At 50.5% G+C, this 25,435-nt stretch carries 23 protein-coding genes and 2 pseudogenes; 4 read left to right on the top strand and 21 right to left on the bottom strand.

Going from position 1 to position 25,435, the window contains the following annotated elements; translation table 11 throughout:
- Window positions 1–45 precede the first annotated feature (45 nt).
- The 8 genes from L1F29_RS17820 to L1F29_RS17785 form a co-directional block, all read right to left on the bottom strand.
- A complete protein-coding gene (locus L1F29_RS17820) occupies window positions 46–816 on the bottom strand; it encodes an ABC transporter permease (protein WP_258383411.1) in 771 nt (256 codons plus the stop codon).
- A complete protein-coding gene (locus L1F29_RS17815; protein ID WP_258383410.1) occupies window positions 817–1,575 on the bottom strand; it encodes an ABC transporter ATP-binding protein in 759 nt (252 codons plus the stop codon).
- A 15-nt stretch (window positions 1,576–1,590) separates the two neighbouring features.
- Entirely contained in the window at window positions 1,591–1,941 is a 351-nt protein-coding gene (locus L1F29_RS17810) for a DUF1048 domain-containing protein (protein ID WP_258383409.1), read from the bottom strand.
- 12 nt (window positions 1,942–1,953) lie between these two features.
- A complete protein-coding gene (locus tag L1F29_RS17805; protein WP_258383408.1) occupies window positions 1,954–2,301 on the bottom strand; it encodes a DUF1048 domain-containing protein in 348 nt (115 codons plus the stop codon).
- Window positions 2,298–2,606, bottom strand: coding sequence for a PadR family transcriptional regulator (locus L1F29_RS17800; RefSeq protein WP_309252420.1), 309 nt, complete (start codon window positions 2,604–2,606; stop codon window positions 2,298–2,300). The genes L1F29_RS17805 and L1F29_RS17800 overlap by 4 nt, the downstream gene beginning before the upstream one ends.
- A 258-nt stretch (window positions 2,607–2,864) precedes the next feature.
- Entirely contained in the window at window positions 2,865–3,896 is a 1,032-nt protein-coding gene (locus tag L1F29_RS17795; protein WP_258383407.1) for an aminoglycoside phosphotransferase family protein, read from the bottom strand.
- 74 nt (window positions 3,897–3,970) lie between these two features.
- Window positions 3,971–5,068 (bottom strand): ribosome small subunit-dependent GTPase A, encoded by a 1,098-nt coding sequence (gene rsgA, locus L1F29_RS17790; protein ID WP_258383406.1) that lies wholly within the window; start codon window positions 5,066–5,068, stop codon window positions 3,971–3,973.
- 498 nt (window positions 5,069–5,566) lie between these two features.
- The gene (locus L1F29_RS17785) at window positions 5,567–5,698 is read right to left on the bottom strand and encodes a hypothetical protein (RefSeq protein WP_258383405.1); all 132 of its coding nucleotides are present in this window, start codon (window positions 5,696–5,698) and stop codon (window positions 5,567–5,569) included.
- Between the two features lie 628 nt (window positions 5,699–6,326).
- Between L1F29_RS17785 and L1F29_RS17780 the strand changes: the two are divergent.
- A pseudogene (locus L1F29_RS17780) lies at window positions 6,327–7,144 on the top strand (NADP-dependent oxidoreductase).
- Between the two features lie 93 nt (window positions 7,145–7,237).
- Here L1F29_RS17780 and L1F29_RS17775 read toward each other — a convergent pair.
- The 4 genes from L1F29_RS17775 to L1F29_RS17760 all read right to left on the bottom strand — a co-directional run bounded on the left by L1F29_RS17775 (window position 7,238) and on the right by L1F29_RS17760 (window position 9,781).
- Window positions 7,238–7,888, bottom strand: coding sequence for a DUF2306 domain-containing protein (locus L1F29_RS17775; RefSeq protein WP_258383404.1), 651 nt, complete (start codon window positions 7,886–7,888; stop codon window positions 7,238–7,240).
- A 107-nt stretch (window positions 7,889–7,995) separates the two neighbouring features.
- A complete protein-coding gene (locus tag L1F29_RS17770) occupies window positions 7,996–8,628 on the bottom strand; it encodes an NAD(P)-dependent oxidoreductase (RefSeq protein WP_258383403.1) in 633 nt (210 codons plus the stop codon).
- The gene (locus tag L1F29_RS17765; protein ID WP_258383402.1) at window positions 8,625–9,464 is read right to left on the bottom strand and encodes an SGNH/GDSL hydrolase family protein; all 840 of its coding nucleotides are present in this window, start codon (window positions 9,462–9,464) and stop codon (window positions 8,625–8,627) included. Before L1F29_RS17765 ends, L1F29_RS17770 begins: the two co-directional genes overlap by 4 nt.
- A gap of 56 nt (window positions 9,465–9,520) precedes the next feature.
- On the bottom strand, window positions 9,521–9,781 hold the full coding sequence (locus L1F29_RS17760) for a DUF6220 domain-containing protein (RefSeq protein WP_258383401.1): 261 nt from the start codon (window positions 9,779–9,781) through the stop codon (window positions 9,521–9,523).
- A 313-nt stretch (window positions 9,782–10,094) separates the two neighbouring features.
- On the opposite strand from L1F29_RS17760, the gene L1F29_RS17755 reads away from it, so the two are divergent.
- Window positions 10,095–10,787, top strand: a complete 693-nt coding sequence (locus L1F29_RS17755; protein WP_258383400.1) for a response regulator transcription factor — start codon at window positions 10,095–10,097, stop codon at window positions 10,785–10,787.
- Window positions 10,784–12,091: a sensor histidine kinase gene (locus L1F29_RS17750; protein ID WP_258383399.1), complete on the top strand. Its 1,308-nt coding sequence runs from the start codon at window positions 10,784–10,786 to the stop codon at window positions 12,089–12,091. Before L1F29_RS17755 ends, L1F29_RS17750 begins: the two co-directional genes overlap by 4 nt.
- A gap of 45 nt (window positions 12,092–12,136) precedes the next feature.
- Here the strand turns inward: L1F29_RS17750 and L1F29_RS34435 are convergent, their stop codons facing one another.
- Window positions 12,137–12,331 (bottom strand): GyrI-like domain-containing protein, encoded by a 195-nt coding sequence (locus L1F29_RS34435; protein WP_373876548.1) that lies wholly within the window; start codon window positions 12,329–12,331, stop codon window positions 12,137–12,139.
- Window positions 12,312–12,452, bottom strand: coding sequence for a hypothetical protein (locus L1F29_RS17745; protein ID WP_258383398.1), 141 nt, complete (start codon window positions 12,450–12,452; stop codon window positions 12,312–12,314). The genes L1F29_RS34435 and L1F29_RS17745 overlap by 20 nt, the downstream gene beginning before the upstream one ends.
- 468 nt (window positions 12,453–12,920) lie before the next feature.
- Between L1F29_RS17745 and L1F29_RS17735 the strand changes: the two are divergent.
- Window positions 12,921–14,074 (top strand): annotated as a pseudogene (locus L1F29_RS17735) (IS3 family transposase).
- Between the two features lie 455 nt (window positions 14,075–14,529).
- Here L1F29_RS17735 and L1F29_RS17730 read toward each other — a convergent pair.
- The 7 genes from L1F29_RS17730 to L1F29_RS17700 all read right to left on the bottom strand — a co-directional run bounded on the left by L1F29_RS17730 (window position 14,530) and on the right by L1F29_RS17700 (window position 25,412).
- Complete coding sequence (locus L1F29_RS17730) at window positions 14,530–15,018, bottom strand: YfbM family protein (protein ID WP_258383396.1); 489 nt, start codon at window positions 15,016–15,018, stop codon at window positions 14,530–14,532.
- A 377-nt stretch (window positions 15,019–15,395) separates the two neighbouring features.
- Window positions 15,396–16,445: a hypothetical protein gene (locus L1F29_RS17725; protein ID WP_258383395.1), complete on the bottom strand. Its 1,050-nt coding sequence runs from the start codon at window positions 16,443–16,445 to the stop codon at window positions 15,396–15,398.
- 99 nt (window positions 16,446–16,544) lie between these two features.
- The gene (locus tag L1F29_RS17720) at window positions 16,545–18,653 is read right to left on the bottom strand and encodes a hypothetical protein (RefSeq protein ID WP_258383394.1); all 2,109 of its coding nucleotides are present in this window, start codon (window positions 18,651–18,653) and stop codon (window positions 16,545–16,547) included.
- A gap of 571 nt (window positions 18,654–19,224) precedes the next feature.
- Complete coding sequence (locus tag L1F29_RS17715; RefSeq protein ID WP_258383393.1) at window positions 19,225–20,208, bottom strand: carbohydrate ABC transporter permease; 984 nt, start codon at window positions 20,206–20,208, stop codon at window positions 19,225–19,227.
- Window positions 20,205–21,101 (bottom strand): carbohydrate ABC transporter permease, encoded by an 897-nt coding sequence (locus tag L1F29_RS17710; RefSeq protein ID WP_258383392.1) that lies wholly within the window; start codon window positions 21,099–21,101, stop codon window positions 20,205–20,207. The genes L1F29_RS17715 and L1F29_RS17710 overlap by 4 nt, the downstream gene beginning before the upstream one ends.
- The gene (locus L1F29_RS17705) at window positions 21,098–23,362 is read right to left on the bottom strand and encodes a DUF5696 domain-containing protein (protein WP_258383391.1); all 2,265 of its coding nucleotides are present in this window, start codon (window positions 23,360–23,362) and stop codon (window positions 21,098–21,100) included. Before L1F29_RS17705 ends, L1F29_RS17710 begins: the two co-directional genes overlap by 4 nt.
- Window positions 23,355–25,412, bottom strand: a complete 2,058-nt coding sequence (locus L1F29_RS17700; RefSeq protein WP_258383390.1) for a YIP1 family protein — start codon at window positions 25,410–25,412, stop codon at window positions 23,355–23,357. Before L1F29_RS17700 ends, L1F29_RS17705 begins: the two co-directional genes overlap by 8 nt.
- Window positions 25,413–25,435: the final 23 nt, after the last annotated feature.

Below are 25,435 nucleotides of genomic sequence, written 5' to 3'. Positions count from 1 at the left end.
TATATTACTCCGTACTATCATTCACTGTTTGAGTTTAACATAACATCAAGCTGCATTCCGTTTGTATGCGCGCACCGCAAATAGATATGCGACGATCATTATCCCTAAGCACCACGCTAAAGCGACCCAGATCTCATTGCCTACCGGTTGACTTGACAATAGTGCACGGATGGTTTCTACGATTGAGGTCACCGGCTGATTTTCGGCAAAGGCCCGAACGACTTTCGGCATCGAGTCGGTCGGCACGAAGGCAGAACTGATAAACGGCAGGAATATTAACGGATAGGAAAAAGCGCTCGCGCCTTCCATCGTTTTTGCGGACAGTCCGGCAATGGCAGCGACCAAAGTCAAAGCCAGCGTAAACAGCACGAGTATACCGGCTACGGCAAGCCAAGACAGTACCCCTGCCGATGAACGAAAGCCCATAATGAGCGCTACGAGAATGATGACGACAACAGAAATGACGTTGGATACCACCGAGGTCAGCACGTGCCCCCACAGGACAGTGGAACGCGCAATCGGCATGGAGTGGAACCGCTCAATGATGCCCCGTTGCTTATCCATAAACAGGCGGTAAGCCACGTAGGCCACCCCGCTAGCAATAGCCATAAGCAGTATGCCAGGCAGCAGGTAGTTCACATAGTTATCCGTACCGGTTTCGATTGCGCCGCCAAACACATAAACGAACAACAGCATCATTGCAATCGGAGTGATGCAGACCGTAAGGATGGTGTCCATACTGCGGAAAATATGGCGCATGGAACGTCCAAGCATAACGCTCATGTCACTGAAAAAATGGTTTTTTGACGCCTCCATTTACATGGCCTCCTTTTTACCGATGATTGCGAGGAATACTTCCTCCAATGTCGGCTGTTTTTCAACATACTCTACCTTCGCTTTCGGGAACAGCTTTTTCAACTCCGCGAGCGTACCGCCGGCGATAATCCTGCCCTCGTGCAGAATGGCAATTCGGTCGGCAAGCTGCTCGGCTTCCTCTAAATACTGCGTGGTCAGAAATACCGTCGTGCCGCTGTCAGCAAGCTCCTTTACAATCTTCCAAACCTCGATACGCGCCTCGGGGTCAAGCCCGGTAGTTGGCTCGTCGAGGAAAATGATCTGCGGTTTTCCCACAAGGCTCAACGCGATGTCGAGTCTGCGGCGCATGCCACCCGAATAAGCAGATGGCTTACGGTCGGCTGCGTCAGTTAAGCCGAAACGTTTCAGCAAATCGTCCGCAACTTGACGCGGATGATCCAGATGCCGCAGCTTGGCAATCATGATCAGATTTTCCCGCCCGGTCAAAACCTCATCCACTGCCGCAAATTGCCCGGTCAGACTGATTGCACGCCGCACATTCTCGGGTTTTGACGCGACGTCGAATCCGTTTACGACTGCGGTACCTCCGTCCTGTTTGAGCAGCGTGGTGAGAATTCTGACAATCGTCGTCTTGCCCGCGCCATTAGAGCCAAGCAGGGCGTAAATCTCGCCTCGCTTCACATCAAAATCTACGCCCTTTAGGACTTCTATGTCCTTGAAAGACTTTCGCAGACCTTTCACTTCAATTGCTCTTTCCATCGCGACATCCCCCTTTTATTTTTCCTTATCCGTAACCTTTTTCATGGCCTTCTTACTTTCTTGGCCAACAGATTCTTGATAGATGTCAGCGTACGTTTTTGAATCTTTGATTAGATCGTCGCAGAAAGCCGCTACGTCACTTCCCGTCACTTCGAGCACGCCTTTCCCCATGGCCGCTCCCTCTTCAAAAAGATCGACTATCCCCGAGAGCAAACCCGTCCCCTCGGTTAGTTCAAGAGGGCCGACCTTGAAGAGATATTTTTGAATTTCTTTATAAACAATCTGATAATCTTGCGGGAGCGCTTTGACACGCGCCACGTGCGCTCTCCACTCTTTTTTGCCTTCGATGATATCTCGTATGTTCATTTTATCCTCCTCCTATTTACCTAATTTTTTGGCGATATTATTGTTGAGTTGCTCGCGCCACTTGTCGCGAAGAGACTTCGCCCCTTCTTCACTGGCCAACGCTGAACAGAAGCCTTTGATATCGTCACCCAAAGCCTCTTGGACACTTTGACCGTCCGCCGCCATTTCTTCCAGCAAGCCAAGCACACCGTCAAGAATTGGCATCAGATTGCGACCGGTGAAATCGGAGTGCGGCCAAAGATTGACATTAATTTGTTCCCATGCCGCTTGATAATCCGCCGGCAGCTTTTTGACTCGCGATTCAAAAGTCTTAAATTCTTTAGTCATGTCGCTGCCGGTAATTTTTTCCCAAAAGTTCATGATTCGTTCTCCTTTAACTCATTAATTTTTGAAGATACGAACTCCCATTTTTCCCAGAACCTCCGCAGCTCCTCGCGCCCCGCATCGTTGATCGAGAAAAATTTTCGCGGCGGTCCCATGTCGGAGGGCTTCTTGGTGATCTCGACCAACTTGTTTTTTTCAAGCCGGATCAGGATGGTGTACACCGTTCCCTCCACAACATCGGTGAAGCCGAGGGCGTTCAGCCGCCGCGTAATTTCGTATCCGTAGGTTTCTTGGCGGCTTATAATTTCAAGGACAGAGCCCTCAAGCACGCCTTTGAGCATTTCCGTTAGATTTTCCAGCACAATCACCCTTTGCTATTCTGTACGACTTGTATGAAGTGTTACTTACTACTGCTATAAAGTAACACGTAGTAGCTTATTTTGTCAATAGCATTTTCTCTGATTTACACGTTCAACTATCCGCCCGTTCAACGGGGACTGGGAGTTTATTGAGGAGTTATGTGTCGCTGCACAACAAGGCTGCCGTATACAAATCGGCAGCCTTGTGGATGTTCTTGAGGATTGCGATCTAATTGACAATCATTGTTCAATTCTCATCTCATAGATTTTTTGCAGGGTATCGATGTGCAGCGTTCTTTCATCATCCGTTTCCTGGAGCTTGTTTCCCGACCCTGCGTCCATATACCACTCAACAAGCCTGTACCCGAACATAAGCAGAATCATCTCATATACGCAGTTATCCGTTATAGGTGAAATATCCGCATATTCCGAAAAGCCCTTGTAATACGCCGGGATACATCTGCGGTAGTACTCAACCATGTGTTCCGTATCGGCTTCGTCCGCGATAAGACTTGCCAGATCTTCACCTAGATAGCCCCACCCAGCGGTATCCCAGTCGATGATTATCATATTACCGTCTGAATAAATTATGTTTGTCACCCAAAAATCTCTGTGGCACAGCACGATAGGCAGCTTTTCAATTCGGTTGAGTATTTCGTCAGCGTTTTCATCCACGTCGATGAGCATTTTACATAAATGTTTCGGAATTTCGCAATCGTCGGAACGTATATAATCGTACACTCTTTTCCATGACCGATAGTGAAGATAGAAGTTCTTCATATACTCCACATTGCTCAAGTTGGTCAAGTTCTGTAAAAAAGCTGGCTGTTCGGCATATAGCTTGCCTTGAAACCGTCCTAATTCCTCGGCTGCGCGTTCATACATATCGCCGGTCAAATCTAAACCTGATATGCCGTCGATATATTCCATCCATATCTGCGTTTCGTTTTCTTCTTCGTTCATTTCGACGTGATAACATTCAGGCCAACGGAATGATTCAGAAAACAGAGCGCCGAAATTGGATTGATAAAAATCATATTCCCTGCGCCATGAATCGGGATCGCTGTAGCGTTCCCATTTCGTTTGCGTTTTTGAAACGATTTTAAAGGGCAATTTCCCGCCGTCAGCGGTTTCGGCATTGCCAGTTACAAGCTGGACGTGACCCAATGTACCGCCATGTAACGGCTTAGCTTGGAAATCGACGTGGATTATTTTTGTAACGAGCATTTTGCTTAAAACCTGTTTCAGAGTTTCAGCTATTATTTCACTCATGTTGAAGTCCTCCATTCATAGGTTGATAATGGTTGAGCATATCTTTCGCTTCTTCTATCGCACACGGTGTATCACTATAAAATCTGCACATTTCTGTTTTCATTTCTTGAATCTCCGCTTTTCTTCATATTCTTGCTCTGCATGGCAAGCGATTTATGCCGCGCTCGTTTGTCCGTTAGATAACCCGCCTTATCGTCCGCAAACTTGTTTTCCCGCTTCTGAGCGAGGTATCGCTTCCAATGCTCATGCTGCAACGAGCCATCGGCAAGGGCGGTGAGAACAGCGCAGCCCGGCTCGGTCTTATGGCGGCAATCATGGAAGCGGCACTGCGTGAATAATTCCTCCACATCGTTAAATCCCGCGCTGATCCCATCGTCCGCTCCGAACAGCCCAAGCTCGCGCATACCCGGCGTATCAATAACCATCGCGCCGGAAGGGAGCATGAAAAGCTGGCGGTGAGTTGTTGTGTGCCGGCCCCGGCTGTCGTCCTCACGGATAGCCTTGACCGTCATCACTTCCTGATTCATCAATGCGTTTAGCAGCGAGGATTTTCCCACGCCGGACATCCCGAGGAATACCACGGTTTTGCCGGGTTGCAGATATTCGCTCAACGCGTCTAACCCAACTCCCGCGTGACTGGAAACGGCGTGTACCGGCACATCAGGAGAGGCTTTCTGAACATCGGCTAACGGTCCGTTGAAATCTGGGGCCAAGTCAGCTTTTGTTAAGATTACGACAGGTTGACCGCCGCTCTGACGTGTCTGTGTCAGGTAGCGCATGATACGGTTGACCTTGAAATCCCAGTTTAGGGACGACACGATAAAGACATAATCAAAATTCGTGGCTACGACTTGCTCCAGTATTGTTTTGGCATATCCTGCTGCGTGCCCCGAATAGTCAGCGCGGGAAAATTTCGAGCGGCGGGGCAGCAATTTAGCAATGCGAGAAGCGCCGTTTTCGTTGTATTGCAACCATACATAATCGCCAACGCACGGGAAATCCTCCCGAGCCCCCGCAGTATGATAGAACGTGCCCTTCAATACTGCCGTCACTTCTCCTTGTTCGGTGATGACGGTATATTGCTCTCGCTGAAGTTCCGTAACTCTTCCGGGTATTAAACCGATCGGCGGCGTTTCGGCTTCGACATAGCCGTATGGTTTCAAATCAATCATCGACCCGATCCTCTCCAAAAAATTAAAGTTGTTTTAGGGCATAAAAATACCGCGAACAAGCAGCCTCCTAAGAAGCTGCTGTTACGCGGCGAAAAGCCAAAAAGTCGGCTTATAATCAAAAAGGGATACGACCTTCATCGTATCCCGCTAACAGCAGTATTCACGAAAGGTTAATGTTTATGGCATAGCAAAAAACACGGGGGATCTTCCCGTTTTATCTCCATCCAAGCTATAAGCAATGAGTGGAACTTACTATGCCCGATATTCGGTTAAGTCAAAACCACCACTACCATATAAGCAGTCATTCAAAACATCTCCTTTCGCAAGAAAAAGTGGAAATATAATTTCACTTCTATAGTGAAGCATAACCCTTTGTGAGTTCAATGGAAAAATTGATTATAAGCAAATTTTATCGGACAGCTGCCTCTCCAACTAAATCCCCCAACCGTCGCATCGGCAATTTCACTGGAACTCCGATCAAAAATCGAAAATTTGTAATTAGAAAATATCCATTCTTGTTCTTGGATCATTGTTATCACGCCAGTAGATATCCTCCCAGATTTCAGGTGCAGCTTCGCGAAGCACATCGCCAGCTCCGTCCATTCCATACTTTTCTATATACTTTTCCATCGCATCCAACGCCATTTTAGCATTGGTTCAATCCTTATATTTCCCTTTTAGCAATTCGAGCGTTACACTGGGATAAAGGGTGTTTATCAGCTTCTTGACGAAAGGCTGGAATGGTGTTCGTCTGGGATTTTATAACAATATTTGTTTTGTCCTTATCCAAGTATTTTCTTCCTTCGAACAGCTTCATTTATGATCACTGCTTCAACGAACTGGAGCGAGTCGCCGCGGCCCTGCTCCATCATAATAAATGTGCCCCGTTAGGATTTCTATGTAACCCATGGAAAACCCTTTTTTTGGTTAAATTATCCTGATCAAAAGCGCAACAAAGGCTGTCAATCCCGCAGCATTATGCTGCTGGCACAGAACAAATCGGGACTTAATGTTAATGCGATTTCAGGCCAAATAAATTTGTCTAGACCGTCCGCCTCCCATCAGTATGAAGGTGTTGAAACAGTCTGGTTTTAATGAATCCGAAAAAAGGCGTAGAAAACAAAAATGTATTCACTGCATGCAAATCGCTTGATCAACTCAAATTACAAAAGACTTAACGGGAATCCTGTAGCGAGAACTTATTATGCACGTTTGGTTCATTTGTTTAAACGAATAATCATATTTGGAGTGATCCTAAATGAAGGCTATGATCATTGAGAAATACGGGAAAAATGTTCCATTGATGATGACGGAACAACCATCGCCTACTATCGGTGAAGATGATGTGTTAGTGGAAATTCACGCAGCCAGCTTAAATCCTATTGACTTTAAAATTAAGGAAGGGAAAATGAAACTCCTCTTGAATTACAGATTTCCTTTAATTTTAGTAAATGATTTCTCCGGAGTTGTAGTCAAGGTTGGCGATCTGGTGAAAGCATTTAAACCTGGAGATGAAGTTTACGGGAGACCTCGAAAAAACCGAATCGGAACATTAGCCATCCAATTGGCCAAGCTGCTGGGAGCTTTCGTTGCCACAACAGCAAGCGATAAAGGCAATGAATTGGTCAAATCGTTGGGGGCCGATCTAGTTATTAATTATAAAAAAGAGAATTTTGAAGAATTGCTTACCGGATATGACGCTGTGTTAGATACTTTAGGTGGAGCAGCTTTGGAAAAATCATTCCGCATACTGAAACCAGGCGGACAAATCGTATCAATCTCCGGCATTCCAAACGCCAGATTTGGAAAAGAAGCCAATTTGGGTTGGATGAAAACAACAATTTTGTCCATCGCCAGCCGTAAGATCAAAGCTCTACAGAAGAAAATCCAAACTAGATATCACTTCCTTTTTATGAAACCGAGTGGAGCGCAATTGAAGGTTTTAAAGGAATTTATTGAAGGAGGCCGCATTAAGCCCGTTATGATAAGGTGTATCCTATGAAAGATGCCGGGCAAGCATTTCATTACCTGGAAAGCGGAAGAGCCAAAGGAAAGGTAGTCATTAAAGTAAAGTAATTCTGGATAAAATATCAGCGGCTAGTCTGTTGGCGTTGGTGACAGCCGCTAACGCAGCAAGTTTGCTGCACATCGGATCATACTGTTCCATACTTACCGCTTTATGAGACGACTAATGATGACCCATTCAGAAATAGCGAAATTAAGGACCAACCCTACCCAAATATTGACTTCGAGCACATGCTCCAGTATCGCCGGAACACCTTGGAACGGTTCGTTCCAATGCCCCGCGAGATACACCAATATACATATCGGTGTCACAAGGCGCGCGCTGGCGGCGACTAAGGTTAAGGCGTAGTTGCGGGTCATCCACATGCCGTGAGCGTCGAATTGTTTGCGCCGAGCGGCCGAATATCCCTTCCATCCCGTAAACAGCCATAGCGCCACCAAGGTCAAAAAAGCCATTTGGCGAACATAGCTTTCCGTATACATACCGACGACGAGCCCGGAAATGCCGCCGACGACCACGAATCCGAGATAAAGCCGTCCGACCATGCGGTGTAAGTGCGGCTTTCTGGCCCGCAAGCTGGGGAGAAATTGCAGCCATCCGATCAGCAGGGCCAAAAACGACACGTAAATATGGACGAGCAGCAACGGATAATGAAGGCTGAACGAATCGTCGATCGCGACCCGGCTTTGCCCGGGATCGAATAATAAGTACGGGTACACGGCAAAGCCGGCCGCGATTAACGTAAGCGCGACGATGATTTTCCAACCGGTACGGACTTTGCGATCCCTCGTCATCCTCTTCTCTCCGCCTGGTGAAAGGCGGAAAGCAGCGGGGCCGCGATGACCGATCCGTTTATTGTCGTATGAATGTTTGACATCGGATTGCTCTCCTTTCTATCCGTTTAATCGGAAATTTCTACGATGGCTTGGTAACATGCCTCATCCGGAACCGACTTGATCATGTAGTCGGCCAAATCCGCCCGTGTAATGCCCTGAGCCTTAGGTAGATGCTTATTCACCGCCGTCCTGTACGCTCCCTTCTTCGGTCCGTTCGTCAGCCGCGGAGGGCGAACGACGGTCCAGTCCAACCCGGATACCTGCAGTATTTCCTCCATCCGGGCCATGTCTTCGTAGGCGTATTTGAACATCGGTTGGATGACGAGCTTGATTGTTTGCCGCATCATCCACGGCGCATCTTCGGGAATCTCCAAACCTGCGGAGGACAGGCAGACCAATCGGCGCACCCCCGCCTCTTGCATCTCTTTCAAGATATTTTTCGTTCCTTCGGAGTAGATGGTCGTAGGCTTGCGATGATTGACGCCAAGCGCGGATAAGACCGCATCTTGGCCGATCATCCATGTGCTGAACGATGCCGGATTGAGCACATCTCCCTGGAAAATGTTCAACCGTTCGGAGCGAATATCAATGGCTTCGGGATTGCGTACGATGACGGTTACTTCGTGATCCGCGTCGAGCGCTTGAGCGACGATTCGACGGCCGGTTCCGCCCGTAGCTCCGAATACGACGACTTTCATCGCTCTTTACCTTCAGATAGGCTTTCGACAACCCGGCGTACGATCGCCTTGTGCCCTTCGATCGTAGGGTGGACTCCATCTATGCCCATGTATGCCGCCTGCGCCGGCAGACCGATGACCGCTAGCGTATCGATAACCGGATCGGACATGCTGCGGATCAAGTCACCGACAGCGAGAATATCTTCGTTCCTCCAACTGAGTTGCCCCAACTGGAAATGCGTAAACGCGGCAGCCCGCTCTTCATCGACGGTCGACGGCGTGATCCATACCCAGTTGGATTTGGACCGTGCCGCGGCAATCCGCCGAATCTCGTGCAAGTTCTTAGCCGTTTCCTCCAAACTCACAAGCGGTTTCGCGGAGTCTGGGCCTACGCGCATCGTATCGTTACCTCCGATCATGCACAAAATCCAATTCGGCTGTCCGGCTGCGATTCCATTGATTCGGCTCAGAACCTGAGTCGACGTATGGCCGGATATCCCTTCGTTGATCAGGCGAATTGCGTCCTGCGGCCTTCGCAGTTCAAGCAGATGACGAAGGATTTCGAACCACGAAAGCGAGTCGTCCGTTGTACTTTCACCCAAGCCGACAACGATTTCCCCCGCCTTGAACGGCAAGCGGTCGACCCGGGCGGCAAAATCGGGGAGTTGCAGCAGTTGCTCCGCCGCTGCTTTCGCTTGTTGCGTCAATTGGCTTTTAACGAGCAGGTACGTATCGACGTCTATGCCGTAAATCGCCGCCAGCACCTTGTCGTCCATATTGCGCGCAAAAGCCAATACTTTCTGTGGATGCTGCAATTGCACCAGTTTAGCCAATTGCGTATTGAGCTTCGTTTCCATTTGTATTCGTTCTCCTTTGTCTGATTATTCGCATATTCATCATTCAACGCTTCTGCTCAACTTGTTGCTTGAATTTCTTTCGGATTGTTTTTAACCGTTATGACCGAACCCCAGAACAACAGCATGGCCACAACCGGATGCAGCGCCGCTATGACGCCCGCCGACGAGAAAACTTGAACCGACAAAAATTGGAACACGACGAGCGCGAACAGTCCCAAGCTCACCCAGCGTTTAATCCCTTTGATTCCATTGACGAAAGTCATCAGGAACATGAGCAAGGGAGCCAGGGCAAATAGTTTGACGAACGATCTGTGCAACTCCCAATTTGAAGCGTCCGAGAAGCGGCCATTCCGGCGATAAACGCTTGCGCCACGATGCAGGCCAAAAATGCCCATCCTAATAATTTAAAAATGAATCCACCTGCTTGCAATGCACTTCTCCCCCTCCCGCAGTGATATCGCATATTATCGATACTGTTAACCATAACATTCGAATATCACTAAACACGGAGCGAAAAAGTCACAAAACGCTCAACAAACGGTTTCATTCCGCTCAATCGGGACACGAGCCCTCGCGGATATGCTACAATGTTTACCATTCGGGGTTTATGCTATATTTGGGGGAATCAGCATGGGTATTAAACGCACCGTATTGATCGTTGACGACGACCGGGAAATCGTAGAGTTAATGAGGGATTATCTCGAAGACGAGCAGTTCGAAGTCGTGGAAACGTATAACGCCGCATTTGCGATTGAAGCATTAAGGCACAATCGGGTCGACTGCATTTTGATGGACGTGATGATGCCCGGTCAGAGTGGACTGGAGCTTTGCAGGCAAATTCGGAAAACGCAGGATACGCCGATCTTGTTCCTTAGCGCGCGCGGCGAAGACATGGACAAGATCAGAGGCCTCAGCTTGGGCGGCGACGATTATATCGTGAAATCCGCGACGCCCGAGGAAGTCGTCGCCCGCATTAAAGCCGTGCTCCGACGCTACGGCAAGCAAGAAAAGGAAGTCAAGCTTGAGCTGGACTTCGGACGTCTCGTTCTGGACATCATGGCGCACGAAGCGAGAATCGACGGCGTTTCGGTGCCGATGACGCCCAAAGAATTCGATATTCTTTGCTTGTTCGCAGAGTACCCTCGCCAAGTGTTTACGTACGAACAATTGCTCCAGCGCTTCTGGGAAGGGATCGGAGACAAGCATTCCGTAACCGTTCTGATCGGGAGAATTCGCGAAAAAATCGAAGAGGACCCGAGAAAGCCGACGTTTATTGCCAACGTCTGGGGCGTCGGTTATCGTTTCGAAGGGGTGCGGCGATGAAACCGCTCCTCATACGCCAGTGGATGGTAATCGGCATGCTAATCGTGCTCATTCTTCCTCGTTTGTTTTACGAAATCCCGGGCTTATTCGACCGGTACGTATTGGAGAATGACAACTATTCACGGCAGCAGACGGCTATGAACGACTTGCTGCGCGAAGTCGGCGGTACTGACGTCGCTCGCTGGAGCGAACCGGCTTGGCAGGCAGGGATCGAAAAGAAGATTGCCGCTTCGCGTTCGGGAATCGTCTTGCTCGATGCGCAGGGCCGCGATATGTATCGTTTCAACCCATCGGGATCGGAATCAGCCGCACAACGGGAAATAGTCATCATGGAGAAAGGGCAATTGCGAGGGAAAGCCCTTATCTACGCCCCCAAGCAAACCAGCGAATTGGCGACGGCGTTTGCCTTTATCACGGGAATGATCGCCATCCTATTCATTGGTTTCCAAATAGGCCGCGTCGTCGTGAAGCCATTGGAAGCGATGAGTGCCGCGGCCAGACGAATTGCCGGCGGCGATTTGGATTTTCAACTTCCCAAATCTACGGTAATGGAGGTAGCGGACGTGCGCACCGCTTTTCAAGCGATGGGCAAGGGGCTTCGGGAATCGCTTATCCGCCAATCCGTACTGGAGGAAGAACGACGGTTCTTCATCAGTTCGATTGCTCATGACTTAAGGACGCCCTTATTCGCGCTGCGGGGATTTTTGACGAGGCTGGAACGCGGTGGCAATCCGGAGAAGACCGCGAGATATGCCGCCATTTGCAGCAAAAAGGCCGAGCAATTGGAACATCTCGTATCCGATCTTTTTTCGTACGGCCAGATGTCATCCTTGGAACAATTGCTGCGGCCGAAGCAGCTGGACATCGGCTCTTTGTTCGAGGATATCGCGACGGAGTATTTACTTCAAGCGAGGGAAAAAGGTATCGAACTGACTTACGATGCCGCTGATGAGAGCGGCGAGCTTCTGGGCGACGCCCATCTGCTGCGGCGCGCAATCGGAAATCTGATTGATAACGCCCTTCGTTATACGCCGGCAAAAGGCAGCATCACTATCCGATTGCACATGGAGAAATCTCGAGCCTGCTTTACCGTCGAAGATAGCGGGCCCGGCATTCCAGAGCAACAGCTGTCTCATGTTTTTGATGCATTCTACCGGGGCGACGATTCGAGAAACCCGGAAAACGGCGGCACCGGGCTTGGGCTTACGATCGCGCGCAGAATTATTAGAGCGCATAACGGCGACCTCCAGGTCGGTAATCGCAGCAGCCAAGGGGGTGCCGTCTTTACGGGCTGGATCGAATGAGTTCGGATTCGGATCGCCGCAGCTTACCAGGAGAAGTCCAAACATTTACTTGCTAAAATCATAACTTTCATACCATAGTATTTCCGGCCCGTCAGTCATTTCATATCCGGATGTAGGAAACCATTCCGAATAAATTCGAGCCCATGTATCCTGGGTTTCATTTGCTCGTTTTTCGATCGTTGTAAACACAGCCCACGCGGAAGCCTCAACCAGCAATACATCAAATCTTTCTCCAAACATCGGCGGTATGCGGGTTCGGACCATTGTAAATCAAAGGAATCCTGCCTCCGGCACCCATATTATAAAACCGGCCTTTATCAACGATTCTATAATTCATTTCATATCGCTCCAGCCACTCCATCTCAGTCCCTCCTCTTGAATTCAAGTATAGGCGGGGCGGAAAATAGCTTCGCAACAATTTGTGCCAAAAGAAGTTGCTTCTCCTCAAATGTACTTGTAGTCTCCTGCCCGTTTACTTTAAAGAACGAAGTAGAGCTTGCCGCTCGGCAAGCTCCCCACTATCGTATCCGTTTGCGCAACGTTCTTTCACCAATTGTTAAGTTATTGATGTAGTCGTTCTATGTGCTTCTAAATTCTTATTCGGTAACTCCCTATAGAAAGCAACCGCAAACAATAAAACACCAATAGCCATGAATACAATGCTTATTATATAGGGTACTCTTAGCATCGTTGCATCCAAAGACAATGAGAATTTTCCAGGAGGATCGCTCCATCCCGTCATCTGTGGAACTGCAGCTAGACTAGAAAGTGGACACACCGTAGTAGCGACCTGTTACAATAAAACTAACAATAAGGGTCGAGGTGTGTCATGGGAGATATTCGCCAACATTTTGATGATGAGTTCAAACGTCAAACCGTAAAGCACATGCAAGAAACAGGGAAATCCCCGTCTGAAGTTTCAAAGGAGCTGGATATCCCGGTAAGTACCATCCGCGCCTGGAGAAAGAAGTTTGCCGATACTGGGGAGAAGTCCCAGTTATTCGTCGACTACGAGCGTTTGAATAAACTTGAACAAATGAATCGCGAGTTGCAAGAAGAGAATGAAATCCTAAAAAAGGCGATGCACTTCTTCACGAAAAACCGAGACTGATTTACTCATTTATTCATAAACACCGCTTCCAGTTTCGTGTTGAGAAGATGTGCAGTGTCATGAATGTATCCCGAAGCGGTTATTACAAGTGGGTCACGCGAAAACCAAGCGAGCAGGAGAAACGCCGTCAGAAGCTGAAGAAACGCATCAGGCACCACTTCGATGGCTTCAAGCAACGTTATGGGAGCGATAAGATCGCTGAAAAGCTGCGCGAAGAAGGCTGGACAGTCTCCACCAAAACGGTGAGTCGTTACATGAAGGACATGGGACTTCGCTCGATTACAGTGAAGAAGCAAAAAGCAACAACGAACTCGAAGCACAACATGGCGGTGTTTGAAAACGTGCTGAATCGTGCGTTTAAACCGGATGCACCCAATCGAGTTTGGGTAGCCGACATCACCTACATTGCCACGCGGCAAGGCTGGGTATATCTAGCGAGTATTATGGATCTTTACTCTCGCAAGATCGTGGGCTGGTCGCTTGGCGAACGCATGACCAAGGAGCTGGTGCTAGACGCCTTTGACAAGGCTGTCTTACATCGAAAGCCGCCGAAAGGGTTAATCCACCACTCGGACCGAGGTTCACAGTATGCCTCGACGGAATACTGCGAGCGACTGGCGGCGAATGAGATGATTGGAAGCATGAGTCGAAAAGGAAATTGTTACGATAACGCCTGCATCGAGGCCTTTCACAGTGTCCTTAAGAAAGAACTCATCTACCAAACCACCTTCAAGACCCGCAAGCAAGCATACGATGCGATTTACGAGTACATTGAACTCGAGTACAACCGTATCCGGATCCATTCGTCCATTCACTACCTGACCCCGCATCAGTCCGAGAAAAGGTACTATGAGCAACTCCAGATCGCTTAAAAACTGTGTCCACTTTCTTGACAGAGATACAGAACATAGTTTGCAATTGACAAATGTACTATACCAAATAGTAAGGTTCCGGATAATAAGAAAGTTGATCCAGCTATTAAGAAAAATCTTCTCATAATTTCCCACCTCTTTCCGTTTCTAATGGTTAACACCTTCATTGCAAAAAGTCGTTGAGCAGCAGTTTGCCATCGGGAAGCAAATCGTGGAGATGAGACTGGTTCCGATCATTGAGCCGCGGTAAACAGATGATGAGTTCGACGCGGTGCTTTCCAAATCCATTCAAGACATTTATGAAGCCTCCAAATATATAAAAGTTTCACGACCCCGAACTTTAGCTAAGCTCAGGGTCGTTTCTTATGTCCAACAATATGAAGTTAGGTGAGGAATCCCATGAGCCTATGTAATGATTTTTTTATTGCCGCTTGCGATGATTCAAATTATTGGAATCAGAAAATATAGAAGATGAGACCTTTGCCCCCGGCTGCAGTTTGGCTGTAGAAACGTCGGATTTCGTTAAAATGCTGAAGCATGTAGGCAAAGAACACGTCCTCATCCTCGTCTGAAACAGTGTCATGCTCAAGAGGATATATCTCGTCCTTGACCATGGCCGTGAAATCATACCGTAAGCGGAGCTGCGATTCATCTAGCTCAGACATAGCCTGAAGCGCTTCTGCAACTTGCTCGGCGCGTAAGGAAAACGCCCCGAACGAGCCAAAATCGATGCCTTTGTCTGACGTCAGTGGAACAACATAGCCAAGAGGGGGCTCTCCATCGGAAATATCTCCACAAAGCAAGAAGTGAATCGCCTCCCAGGATCTATCAATGTCCAGTCCGGGATAATCGTCAATTTTCAAACTCTTCAATGCAATGTCGCCTGCTGCGATTTGCTGCACCAGGTTGTCATTCACAGCAAAGTAATATCCACGCATTCCCATGTTGTCAGCCTTCTTTCCATTTTTAGTAGTGCCGTCTGGACTTCTTGCACTGAATATATGTGTGCTATAGCCCTCATAAAACAGATATAACCCGCAAGCTATAGAATTTTTAAGGTAATTTTCATTAATTAATTCCCACCACTTTTACCATAATGACGAATTTTAGCCCCAAAAAGTTCCACAAACTGTTTTCGTTACTTCAATTGAAAAGCAGATTGCCGCTGCAACCTGCTCCCTTCCACTATGTTCTGTTAGTGTAGCAAATCGGGGATATTGAAACAGAAGATTATAGATTATGAATCTTTTTGCCGATTGCCCATTAGAACTGTTCAGTAGTAAAGAAGCTGCCAGTCATTCTGGCAGCTCCCTCTAGTCCTTTACATTCCGAAAAGCGCGTTTTTCAAAAACTGCTGCCGTTGATCGTCCACATTGTAGCGGAGCTCCATCCATTCCGGTACGGTTTGGAACAGCTCATCGGTTTCCGCCGGATTCATCCGATCCAGCTTATGCATTTGATTTCCCTTCACTTTGCCCTCGACCAGCATCGGCCGAACGAGGCCATTGAAGAAATCTTTATCTTCTTTATTGTCGTTATTGAACCAGGCCGCCGTCAATTCATCGGACGTCGTCTGGAATTTGCTCCAGGCATATGTCAGTACATACTTCTGGATCGCCATGCGCTGCTCCGCGGTCGGCGCCTGGAAATGAAGCAGATTGAATCTTCCCGGCTGATGCACTTGTCCACCCCAAGTTTGCCCGTCGGAAGGCGACCACCTGATCACGTTGAACTGCCAATTCCCGCCGTTCAGCGGCAGCGCGTCGTAGACATTTTCCCATGGAATGATTACCACGGTGCCCCATCCGCCCGGTATTTGCCCGGAATTGATTTTCACGCTGCCTTTCAACGGCCGGTTGTCCCGATATTCCGTCTGCCACTCGTAATATTCGACCGCATTGCCGGATGTCGGTACGATCATCTGGTGGTAGGGCAAATCGCCCTCGCCGGTCACGACAAACATCTCCAGCCAGCTTTCTTTCAGATTGCCGTTCGGATCGGTTTCCGGCTCGTTCGATTGGAGGAACATATACAGTCCGTCCGCGCGGTACACCATGTAGAAGGAAGTTTCGCGCGGGCCGCCCGGCGGAATCGGCGCATTGTCGTTATAATTTTCGAACCGGGTTTCCTTGTAGAGCGGATTGTTGAAGTAGGGGCTTTCCACCCAGCTCATCGGCGTTGATAAATCTTCCTCCGCCCACTTGATTTCATAGACCTTTTTATTCTCGGCATTGATTGAACTTGCGGCGCTGGCGGGATTAGCGGTATCCGCCGGATTCGCCGAATCGGCAGCCTGTGCCTGGGTCAAGCCACAAGCGGTAATGGCCAGCGACAGCAGCAGTACCGCCAACCGTCTGTTTTTGTTCAACACGGTTACCCCTCCTTAAAAGTTTTGTGGAGCTATACTTTCTGAGGTTCTTCGCAGCAAAACTGGCTTCGGAAGCATTAACTTTGTTTTGTGGAGCTTTGTTCATTGCGCCAGGTCAAGCAAGCGCACAATATGGCGAATCATTTCCAGCCGCAGCAAATCTTGATTAGTCGAGCGCTCATCGACCGCTTCCAGCCAATTCAAGGCAGCGTTCGCGCCCTCAACGCGTTCTTGCACGCCCGAGGCAATCGCGTCGGCTGCGACCTGTTTCAGCTTTGTCGCATAGCGGATATCGTCGATGCCTTCGCGGTAGCCTTCCCAAGCAATCGTGTCGATCAAATCCGTTTTGGTCGGGTAGACCAGGTTGAAGGCGCGGTAAGGGAAGCCCACCGACGGATTGTCGTTCCAGATGTTGTTCGGATTCTCGTAGAAGATATAGTTATAGGTCGCATCAAAGTTGGCTTTGTACACCCACATCCCGTGCCGCTGGCGGATCAGATCCGGATTCTCCGGTCCCGTATGAGGCAGCGCGTAGTTCGTGATGATCTTATCGTCGCCGAACGCATGCCATTGAGCGGCTTTCTCGCGCGTCGGCTCTCCGGCCCAGTTCAGGAAATTTTCTTTCACTTCCAGATCCAGATGCGAGCCGTTCCCTGTTGCGAAGACTTTGGCTCCCAGTTTCTCTTGGACATATTTCCAAATTTCCTGCTCGAACTGGAGCATCGACCATCCGGCTTCATCCCAGCCGTCGAAATAGATATTCGAATGACCGAGGAAGCTGGTGGCTACGTTATAGGCTTCGTCAAGGGTCGGCAGGAAATCTTCAACCCCTTTGCGCCATGCCTTGTAGAAATTATCCATCTTTTGTTTATTTTCTTCGGTCGGATTTGCTTCGTAAGCTTTTTTCGCATTCAAATAGTTGGAATATTGGACAAAAATGCTGTAATCGGGATACGTTTGCTTCACGCCGAAGAGCGGGTCCAAGTCTAGCCCGGCTTGCTGCATGAGTTCAAGCTGCCGGAGGAATGTTGCCTTGTCCCTGTTTGAATATAATAGAGGTCCCGGAAGGTTGAGAACGTTATGTTCGACCAGATTGCGGTATTCGTTCAGCAGCTTCGCTTCGACAAATGCGGTATCGCCTTTGGCCGCCGCCAAATACTCCTTCAATCGGCTGCCGTGGTACAGCATCACGTAGAAGTCTTTATCCAGATCATAGTACGTTTTCGGATCGGGAAGCTCGAACGGCAGTACGCGAATCTTCAGCGTGATTTGACCGGCCGGCACGCCATCCGCTGTTATGGCGATCGTTCCGGTATAGAAACCGGCCGGCGTTCCGGGGGGCACCTTCAGCGTCAGCCACATTTGCTTGGATTCTCCCTGCTTCAGCGCGACCGGAAGCAGTGTCTTGCTGTCCTCGACCGGTTCGGCGAAGCGATCGAATTTCGTTGCCGGAATGTTGGAGATGTCCACATACCGTGATCCTTCCGGATAGTCGACGCGCAGCGAGTTCCCTTTCCGCTCGTGATCGACGAGAACAAGATTTTCATCATGGAGCAGCAGCTCAGGCACCAGCACGTTCTGGGACGGATCGCCGAAGTAGCTCTGCCATGCCGTACCGCCTTGATACCACGTCTTGACGACATGCATATCCACGGCACTGGCGGGAATCACGCCTCCTTCGCCCTGCAGCTCGCTCGGGGTGAACGTAACGGCGCCTACGTCGCGCAATGGAGCGAGTACGAACGATGCCGCTTCATATTCATCCTGCGCCGAAATGATCGATAACCGGTCGCTAATCGTGCCGTCATCCGGAAGCATGTCTGGCAGCCGCTTGATCGGACTGAGCGCCGGAACGTCGTACACGACGAACGGCGAGCCCGCCCATAGGCCTTCGCTGCTGCCTTTCCTGGCATCCTTCGCCAGCTTCAACGCGTATTTCACGGCTTTCATCGTAACTAAGCCATCCTTGGACGTTGCCGCGGAAGAACCGGGCAGCGCATTCGCTTGAATGCGCACGTCTTCGAGATATTGCTTCATCTGCGGCTCACCGGCGGTACCGATCAGCGAATCGAGCTCGCTGATTTGTCCGGCCAACTCATCCTGCCGAGGCGATGCGTCGGTTGCGCGGGTAGCCGTATTCGCCATTACGGGTGAAACGACCATCAGCAGCGCACAAAGCATGATGATGCCCATCATTAGCCGTTTTCGCATTCTTGACTCACTCCCACTATTATTTATTCATGATTTGCGTTTTGCCGGACAAGCACGTCCGCAAAAGCGGCGCTCTCGCGGCATGCTTCTTCCCTGATCCTATTGAAAGCGTTTCCATTAATCGGCTCGTCAGCTGCTTGTCTACGGCAATCCGCTGTCTGGTATCGATACAGAAACCCGTCCTGCTGTCATATGATCCACCCCCTTTCGCAACTTAAGATAGGATTGTAAATACTGGATGTTTTTTACACCTATATATTAACATGCGTCAGTTGAAAATCAATATGTTTTATCGTATACAAGAAACAATTTTTTATATATGAATTTAGGATGCTTTGCGCAGCCCTACTCATCCACCTCCACATCCATCTCCGTTAACCAGTTGCCCTCCCTTACGTATCCTTTGCACACTGCGGTGACACAGGCGTCACTGCCGTGGCGCCCAGCGCAGCGATAGCTCCTGTAGTGACACGGGTGTCGCTACAGGAGCGGATTCGCCGTCAAGGCGGCAATAGAATATGAGAGTTATCCGCCACCTTCAGCCCTTCCAGGACTTGCCGACAACTGCGTTCTATTCCACCAATCCCGTCCTTTCGATACCTTCCGTGAACCACCGCTGCGCAATGAAATAGACGATGAGCGGCGGCAAAATAATGAGGAAGGCGGCTGCCATCTTCGGCCCTTCCGAGACGGGATCCTTGCCGACATCGGCGCTGTAGTTGATCGCCTTATTGCCCATCAATTCCGTCTCCAGCGCACTAAGCCGCAGCGATAACGGCGTAAAATCCTTGCTCAAGAACATGGACGCTTCGAAGTGCATATTCCAGTACCAGATGAACGAGAACAGAAAAACGACGAGACATGCCGCGCCCGCAAGCGGCAGCATAATGCGGAAAAACAACCGGAAGAGAGAAGCCCCGTCTATCTTGGCCGCTTCCTCAAGCGATTTCGGCTGTGAGAGGAAAAATTGCCGGAAAATAATAATAAACAGCGCGCCGCGCATCCCTTGACCGAGCAGTGCCGGAATGAGAAACACGAACGGCGTGTTCAACCAGCCCAATTTATTGAACACCATATAGAGCGGAACGATCGTGATTTGCGGCGGAATCAGGAACGTTACGAGAATGAGGAAGAAAAAGAGGTTCTTTCCGGGAAACTTCAAGCGTGCCAGCGCATAACCGGTAAGGGCACAGGAAAACACCTGCAGCAGCGAGCCGAACAGCGCGATCGTCAGCGTGTTGGCGAACGCCTCCCAATAGTGAAGCCCCCTCAGAGCATCCGCGTAATTACTGAAATGCAATTCCCTCGGAATGAGACCGACGACCGGATCGATAAGATCCTCGACGCTCTTCAAACCGGTGGAAATCATGTACAAAATCGGCTTAACATACAAAAATGCGATAACGGACAGCAGCCCCAGCAGAATCGCTTTGGCAATCCAACCGTCATTGAAATTTTGGCCCAGCGCCAGTTTCTTCAGCTGCTGCGCCCGGCGGCTGGAAACCGTACGCTCCGCTTCGATCTTAATCTGCCGGTACGTCTCCGATAGTTTCACCGCAGTTCCCTCCTTCCTTTGGTCGCCCTGTAGGTAATCCATAACGTTATGCCGATGAGCAGCATAACGAGCGCGAAGTAGAGCCACGCCATTGCGCTCGCATAGCCATAGCCGGTGTTGGGAGAAAACATGTTTCGCTGCACGATCTCCAGCACCGGATTGAACGGGAACGTGAACAAATCGACGATCGTGAACACGGCGTTCAAACCGATGAAGGGCAGCATGGCCGGAAACGTAATTTTCCAGAAGCTTTCCCAAGGGGTTGCGCCGTCGACGCGAACCGCTTCATAGATCGTTTTCGGAATCGTCTGAAAGCCCGCGATGAAGATCAGAATTTGCACGCCGGAGTACCATAAAATAATGACCGCCTTGCCGAGCACATTCAAAATCATGTTCGCCGTCCGCTCATTGAAAAATTGATTGACCAGCGCCGCCATATCGTACTGATCGACAAAAGGCAGTTTGCCCGCGCCTTGATTGAACAGCTCCATCAGCACTTGGCCCGTTGCGAATATAACCGGCAGGAAGAAGATCGCGCGCATAAAACCGCGGCCGGGAAACCGTTGATTCAGCATCAGCGATACGATGAACGCGAAGATGAGAATGAGCGGAATCATGATCAGCATTTCTTGAAACAGAGAAATGAGTATGATCGGATAGGTGTTATCCTGAATCAGCATCCGTTTGTAATTGCCCAGACCGACCCACTCATAAGCGAATCCGTCGCTGTTGATGATCACTTTATTGAAGCTGTTGTAGAGCGACCAGCCGACCGGAAAAGCGACGAAAGCGGAGAAGCCGATCATCCATGGCAGCATGAACAGATAGCCGACGCCGTATTCCTTCCAGCGAAAAAGGAAGTATCCTTTGCGCCGTTCCGTTACCGTCTTCATTGCGCTCCCCCTCCCGCTACGTCAAAGCTTATTGTCTTGTAGTTCACGGTCACTCTCGTACCGTCTTCGTAGGTGGTGACGAAAATGCCGTCCGCCGTTTTCTCGTGATGGATCATCCGTTGATTATAAACGGCGGCCAGTTTATTAAACCGGCTGTATTCATCCAGAATCCGGTCCTTCCAAATCGCGTATTCGCTGCTGTAGATGTAGTCGTAATCCGTCTCTTTCAGCGTGCGGCTCGGCGAATAGGTCAGCTTGAAATACGGGATGGCGCCGTATTCGATCGCTTTGAGCAGGCCGCTATCATAATCGCTTCGCAGATTGGCCGCCGTCGCGGTATATTCGACCGCGCCATGCACGACCATCGGGTAGAACGGAACCGTCTCATCGATAATAAAATCGTAGCTCGATTCCGTCGGCAGCTCTTCGATGAAATCGGCATGACCCAGCGAATAGTCGTTGCCGCGATAGACGCCTACGGAGCCCAGCTGGCTGCGGGTATAATCCATCAGGGACGTATAATAGAACGCGGTGTCCTGCCTGGAAAGCGGAGCCCTCGGATTGTAGTCGGCGTATACGAGGTTTCCAGGTCCTTCGACATAGTGGATGCCGTCCGCCCCGATCGCCTTTAGCGTATCGATCGTCTCCTTCTGGGCCCGGATCGCCTTGACCGGATTGACGATGAAGCGTCCGATTCCGCCACCTGTCAGGGCGTTCGTCTCCATTTCCGCTTCCCGTTCCTGCAATACGGTCGAATCGATGCTCCGAATGCCGTCGGATTTGACGGAGAACGCGGAGTGCTTCGGATTCTTCCAGGCCATGTAATCCTCGAACAGCACCTTCACTCCCTGCTCATGCATGCGATCGACGAACCTTTTCGCACCATCGTTACCGCCAATTGCCGCCGCAATCGGAAACCGTTTATCCGTTTCCGCATAGCCGCTATTCTGCCAGCCCTGGTACGTCACTCTCAAGTTCGCGACACCGCCGCTCTTCAGTTCTTCCACGATTTGCTCCGCCTGCCCGAAGGTCGTCGCGGGCTCATAGCTGTACCCGCCGAACCGGGGCTTTGTGCCGCCGGCGATAAGCGACAGCTGCAGCGGCATGCGGTCGGCCGCCGACAGTTTGCGGGCCAGCTCCCCGTTATCCTCCAAATAGCTGCGGTAGGCGGCTGCCATGCCGGAATAATTCGCATCGCTGCCGGATAACAAGCGGTATTCGACTCGGCGGTCTTGCCGGATCCGTTCCTTCTGGACCGTATTCACGACTTTATCCGTAACGCCGCTGACCTTCCTGCCGTACTCTTCACGGTAGCTGAAGTTGGCGCTAAGCGAATGGTAGGTCGAGACCATGCCGGCCGGCAGCGCCTTGACAGACGCCGCATATTTCCCCTCTTTGACGATAGCCGCAAACGCTTGATCTCCGCGCTTCAATCCGAACACGGGATAGCTAATCGGCTCCCTCTGCGTTTTTTGATCGCGATTTTTCAAGTTCGCGGGATCGATGCCGTAAATCGGAAACTCATAACCGTATCGGCCCGACGGCCGTTTACGGTCATACCGGATTAGCCCGCCGGGGCCGTCCGGGACGAACAGATAGCCCTCCTCCTCTACTCCGGACACTGCGCCGAAGAACGGCAGGAGGCTGATCGCGAATATTTTATAGCCGCCCGTCTCCTGGATCCCTTCACTCGGAATCGCCGCCTCGAGCCCGTGCTCCGTCAACGTATATTGAATCGCGAAAGACAATTCCAGCCCGGTGTGCGCATAGGTCGCTTGAATGCCGTTCGTCATTTGAACATAGGCGATCTTCAGCTTCGGATCGCGCGTGTTCGTTACGCTCCGCTTCGTTTCGGTACCCGATACGTATTCCAGCACATAGGGCGACTGAAGATTGTCCAGAAGCATCCCTTTAACTGTTTCTTCGCCCAGCTTGCCGCTTTCCGGATTGCTGCGCCACAAAAAGCCGTTTTGTTTATTCCGGACGGCGATTTGACTTGTCCGCGGATCGAGCAGAAGAGCGAACCGTTCGTTCTCCGTCACGAGGGCGAAGCCGTCGGCATCGGCGGCCGGCGGTTTCCAGGCAACCCCTTGAATGACCGGCAGCATCGCATCTGGAGGAGATCCGATGTTCATATCTTCCAGCCGGGGCAGCGAATCCCACTTGGCGGCGATAATGGCTGCGGCGCTGATGACGATCGCGAGAACGAGCAGATAAGCGGCGCGTAATTTAAGGCTCGCGGGCCATAATCGTTTAACCATTGAAGGTCACCTCCCGGTAAATCTGCGTCAAGAAGTCGTACAAGTTCACGCCGAGCCCGGAAACGATGACGACAAACAACCAGATGACCCCGATCGTAAATAAGGTAATGCCGGCATTCTTGATCGCCTCAAGGAAGTCGAAGTTATGAATCACCTGGGTCATCACGAACAGAAGCAGGAATACCCAGACCCACATCACATTCGTCATCAGCTCGATCACGATCCATTCCTCGTTAACGAGTACGTTCGACAGGAGGGTGATCGGAATCGTCATCATGATGTAGGGAACGATGGCGAAGGTGCTCGATTGAACCACTTCCCGAAACCGGCCCTCGCCGCCTTTGACCGAGCTGACCAAGTAATTCGCGATGACCCAGGTCAGCCACGGCACGATCAGCACGCCCAGCGAGAACTTAATATTGAGGGCGCCCCGATCGAACGGAAAGGCGAGAAATCCTTGCCCGAACAGGGAGAAAATGCGGGTCCCCAGCGCGAGCGCCAGTATCAGCACAATGACGGTCCACGATATCTTCCGGTCCTTCAGCCGGTAAAAACCTTCGTAAGGATGAACGATCAAATAGAGCGCATCTCTAAGCTCGCCCCCATACTGCCGCAGCTGCGCCGGCCATGTCCGGCTGCGGGCGAATGCCGCTGTTCTACGAGACAGGAATACGGCCCCCCATACCGCAGCGGCAGCAAGAAGAAGCGCAACCAGAAGATTCTTCCGTATCCAATCGTACCGGATATTCCAGAACGCCTCGGAATATCCTTCCGAATCGTTAGACATTTTGAAATAGGCCAATGCCTTGTCGTAATCCTGCTCGTGAAGCGCGATTTTGCCCAGTCCGTTATAAGAAATGTTCAGCATGCCATTCTCGCGGATCAACGCTTCCCAATTCGATTTGCTCTCCTCGTATTCGCCCTCGAAATAGAAATGGGCGGCGGTCAGGAACGTTTCGCCGAAAGCGGTTCGTTTATAGACGTGAATCAGATTCAAGCCGCTGTCCGCGAGCCATAATTCATTCTTGCCGTTAATGGCGATACTGGTCGGGAAGCTGGTGACGCCGAGCTGTCGGGCCGTTTTTTCCCCTGCGCCGAAGTAGAACATCGAATCCGCCGTCGGATCATAGATCGTCATATCCCCCCCTTCCCGGTTGATCCCGTACAGGAAGCCGTGACGGTCTACCGCCATGTCGACAAGTTGGAGCTCGTTAATAGGTTTGCCTTTGAATGCATTGACCCCTCCGGCATTCAGCTTCTTAATTTGCTCTTCGCCAGGTTTACCGAAGCTGGCCGTGACGAGAAAGCCGTCTTGCGTCAGCGTGACATTCTCGATCGCGTTCGGTCGCTTCGCGATCTCTTTGGCCAGCTGCTCCTTGTTCAGCACGGTCCGCTTCAACCGGTCCATCCAGTCCAGCTTCGTCTTGTTCGCGCCGAAAAACCCGGTGAACTTGCCCTCGGGGTTCAGGCGCATCAACCCTTGATGCGTATCCTTGACGATGATGTACATGACGCCGCGGCTGTCGACGACCAGCTTCGTCGGGATGAAATGATAATCGTCATACAGCAGGTTCGACTCCGGCTTCCCGAATACGTTCTCCACTTGACCGTTTGCGGCGAATTTAACGATGTTCCGGCCGCCGGAATTCGCCACGTAGATCGTCCCGTCATCGGCGACGAACACCCCTTCCGGCTGGTTCAGCTTCCCTTGCCCCTCTTCTATGCCGATGCTGCGCACAAACTCGCCCGCCGCATTTAATTCGACGATTCGATCGTTGCCCGTATCCGCCACATAGACATGATCGTTCCCGGCGATGAATATATCGCTAGGCGAGGAGAGCGGGATGTCCATGCTGTTTCCGTCGATGATTCTGTCCGGAACGTAGAGCGGCTGAATCCGGTATTGCTGCCAGGTTTGCGGATCTTTGTACATCGTCCGATAAGGGATCTGGGCGGAAACCCCCGTCGGAAAGAGCGTGCCGAGCAGGCACAAGGCGACCATGATCGTTAATGCCGCTCTCGTCAAACCGGATTTCGCGCGGTCGTTCATTGTTATGAGCCCCTCTCTTTCCC

The sequence above is a fragment of the Paenibacillus spongiae genome (genome assembly GCF_024734895.1).
In the GTDB taxonomy this organism is placed as follows: domain Bacteria; phylum Bacillota; class Bacilli; order Paenibacillales; family Paenibacillaceae; genus Paenibacillus_Z; species Paenibacillus_Z spongiae.
The sequence above is the reverse complement of the archived record's forward strand: the minus strand, read 5'-3'. Positions and strand labels throughout refer to the sequence as shown.

What these genes read in the sequence shown, in the direction of transcription:
- L1F29_RS17730 (WP_258383396.1), bottom strand. Translation starts at nt 15,018, where the DNA reads ATGGGAATGCGTGGATATTACTTTGCTGTGAATGACAACCTGGTGCAG.
- L1F29_RS17795 (WP_258383407.1), bottom strand. Translation starts at nt 3,896, where the DNA reads ATGAGTGAAATAATAGCTGAAACTCTGAAACAGGTTTTAAGCAAAATG.
- L1F29_RS17765 (WP_258383402.1), bottom strand. Translation starts at nt 9,464, where the DNA reads ATGGAAACGAAGCTCAATACGCAATTGGCTAAACTGGTGCAATTGCAG.
- L1F29_RS17770 (WP_258383403.1), bottom strand. Translation starts at nt 8,628, where the DNA reads ATGAAAGTCGTCGTATTCGGAGCTACGGGCGGAACCGGCCGTCGAATC.
- L1F29_RS17700 (WP_258383390.1), bottom strand. Translation starts at nt 25,412, where the DNA reads ATGAACGACCGCGCGAAATCCGGTTTGACGAGAGCGGCATTAACGATC.
- L1F29_RS17815 (WP_258383410.1), bottom strand. Translation starts at nt 1,575, where the DNA reads ATGGAAAGAGCAATTGAAGTGAAAGGTCTGCGAAAGTCTTTCAAGGAC.
- L1F29_RS17775 (WP_258383404.1), bottom strand. Translation starts at nt 7,888, where the DNA reads ATGACGAGGGATCGCAAAGTCCGTACCGGTTGGAAAATCATCGTCGCG.
- L1F29_RS17750 (WP_258383399.1), top strand. Translation starts at nt 10,784, where the DNA reads ATGAAACCGCTCCTCATACGCCAGTGGATGGTAATCGGCATGCTAATC.
- L1F29_RS17720 (WP_258383394.1), bottom strand. Translation starts at nt 18,653, where the DNA reads ATGCGAAAACGGCTAATGATGGGCATCATCATGCTTTGTGCGCTGCTG.
- L1F29_RS17755 (WP_258383400.1), top strand. Translation starts at nt 10,095, where the DNA reads ATGGGTATTAAACGCACCGTATTGATCGTTGACGACGACCGGGAAATC.
- L1F29_RS17705 (WP_258383391.1), bottom strand. Translation starts at nt 23,362, where the DNA reads ATGGTTAAACGATTATGGCCCGCGAGCCTTAAATTACGCGCCGCTTAT.
- L1F29_RS17805 (WP_258383408.1), bottom strand. Translation starts at nt 2,301, where the DNA reads ATGAACTTTTGGGAAAAAATTACCGGCAGCGACATGACTAAAGAATTT.
- L1F29_RS17810 (WP_258383409.1), bottom strand. Translation starts at nt 1,941, where the DNA reads ATGAACATACGAGATATCATCGAAGGCAAAAAAGAGTGGAGAGCGCAC.
- L1F29_RS17820 (WP_258383411.1), bottom strand. Translation starts at nt 816, where the DNA reads ATGGAGGCGTCAAAAAACCATTTTTTCAGTGACATGAGCGTTATGCTT.
- L1F29_RS17800 (WP_309252420.1), bottom strand. Translation starts at nt 2,606, where the DNA reads ATGCTCAAAGGCGTGCTTGAGGGCTCTGTCCTTGAAATTATAAGCCGC.
- L1F29_RS17785 (WP_258383405.1), bottom strand. Translation starts at nt 5,698, where the DNA reads ATGGAAAAGTATATAGAAAAGTATGGAATGGACGGAGCTGGCGATGTG.
- L1F29_RS17710 (WP_258383392.1), bottom strand. Translation starts at nt 21,101, where the DNA reads ATGAAGACGGTAACGGAACGGCGCAAAGGATACTTCCTTTTTCGCTGG.
- rsgA (WP_258383406.1), bottom strand. Translation starts at nt 5,068, where the DNA reads ATGATTGATTTGAAACCATACGGCTATGTCGAAGCCGAAACGCCGCCG.
- L1F29_RS34435 (WP_373876548.1), bottom strand. Translation starts at nt 12,331, where the DNA reads ATGTTTGGAGAAAGATTTGATGTATTGCTGGTTGAGGCTTCCGCGTGG.
- L1F29_RS17745 (WP_258383398.1), bottom strand. Translation starts at nt 12,452, where the DNA reads ATGGAGTGGCTGGAGCGATATGAAATGAATTATAGAATCGTTGATAAA.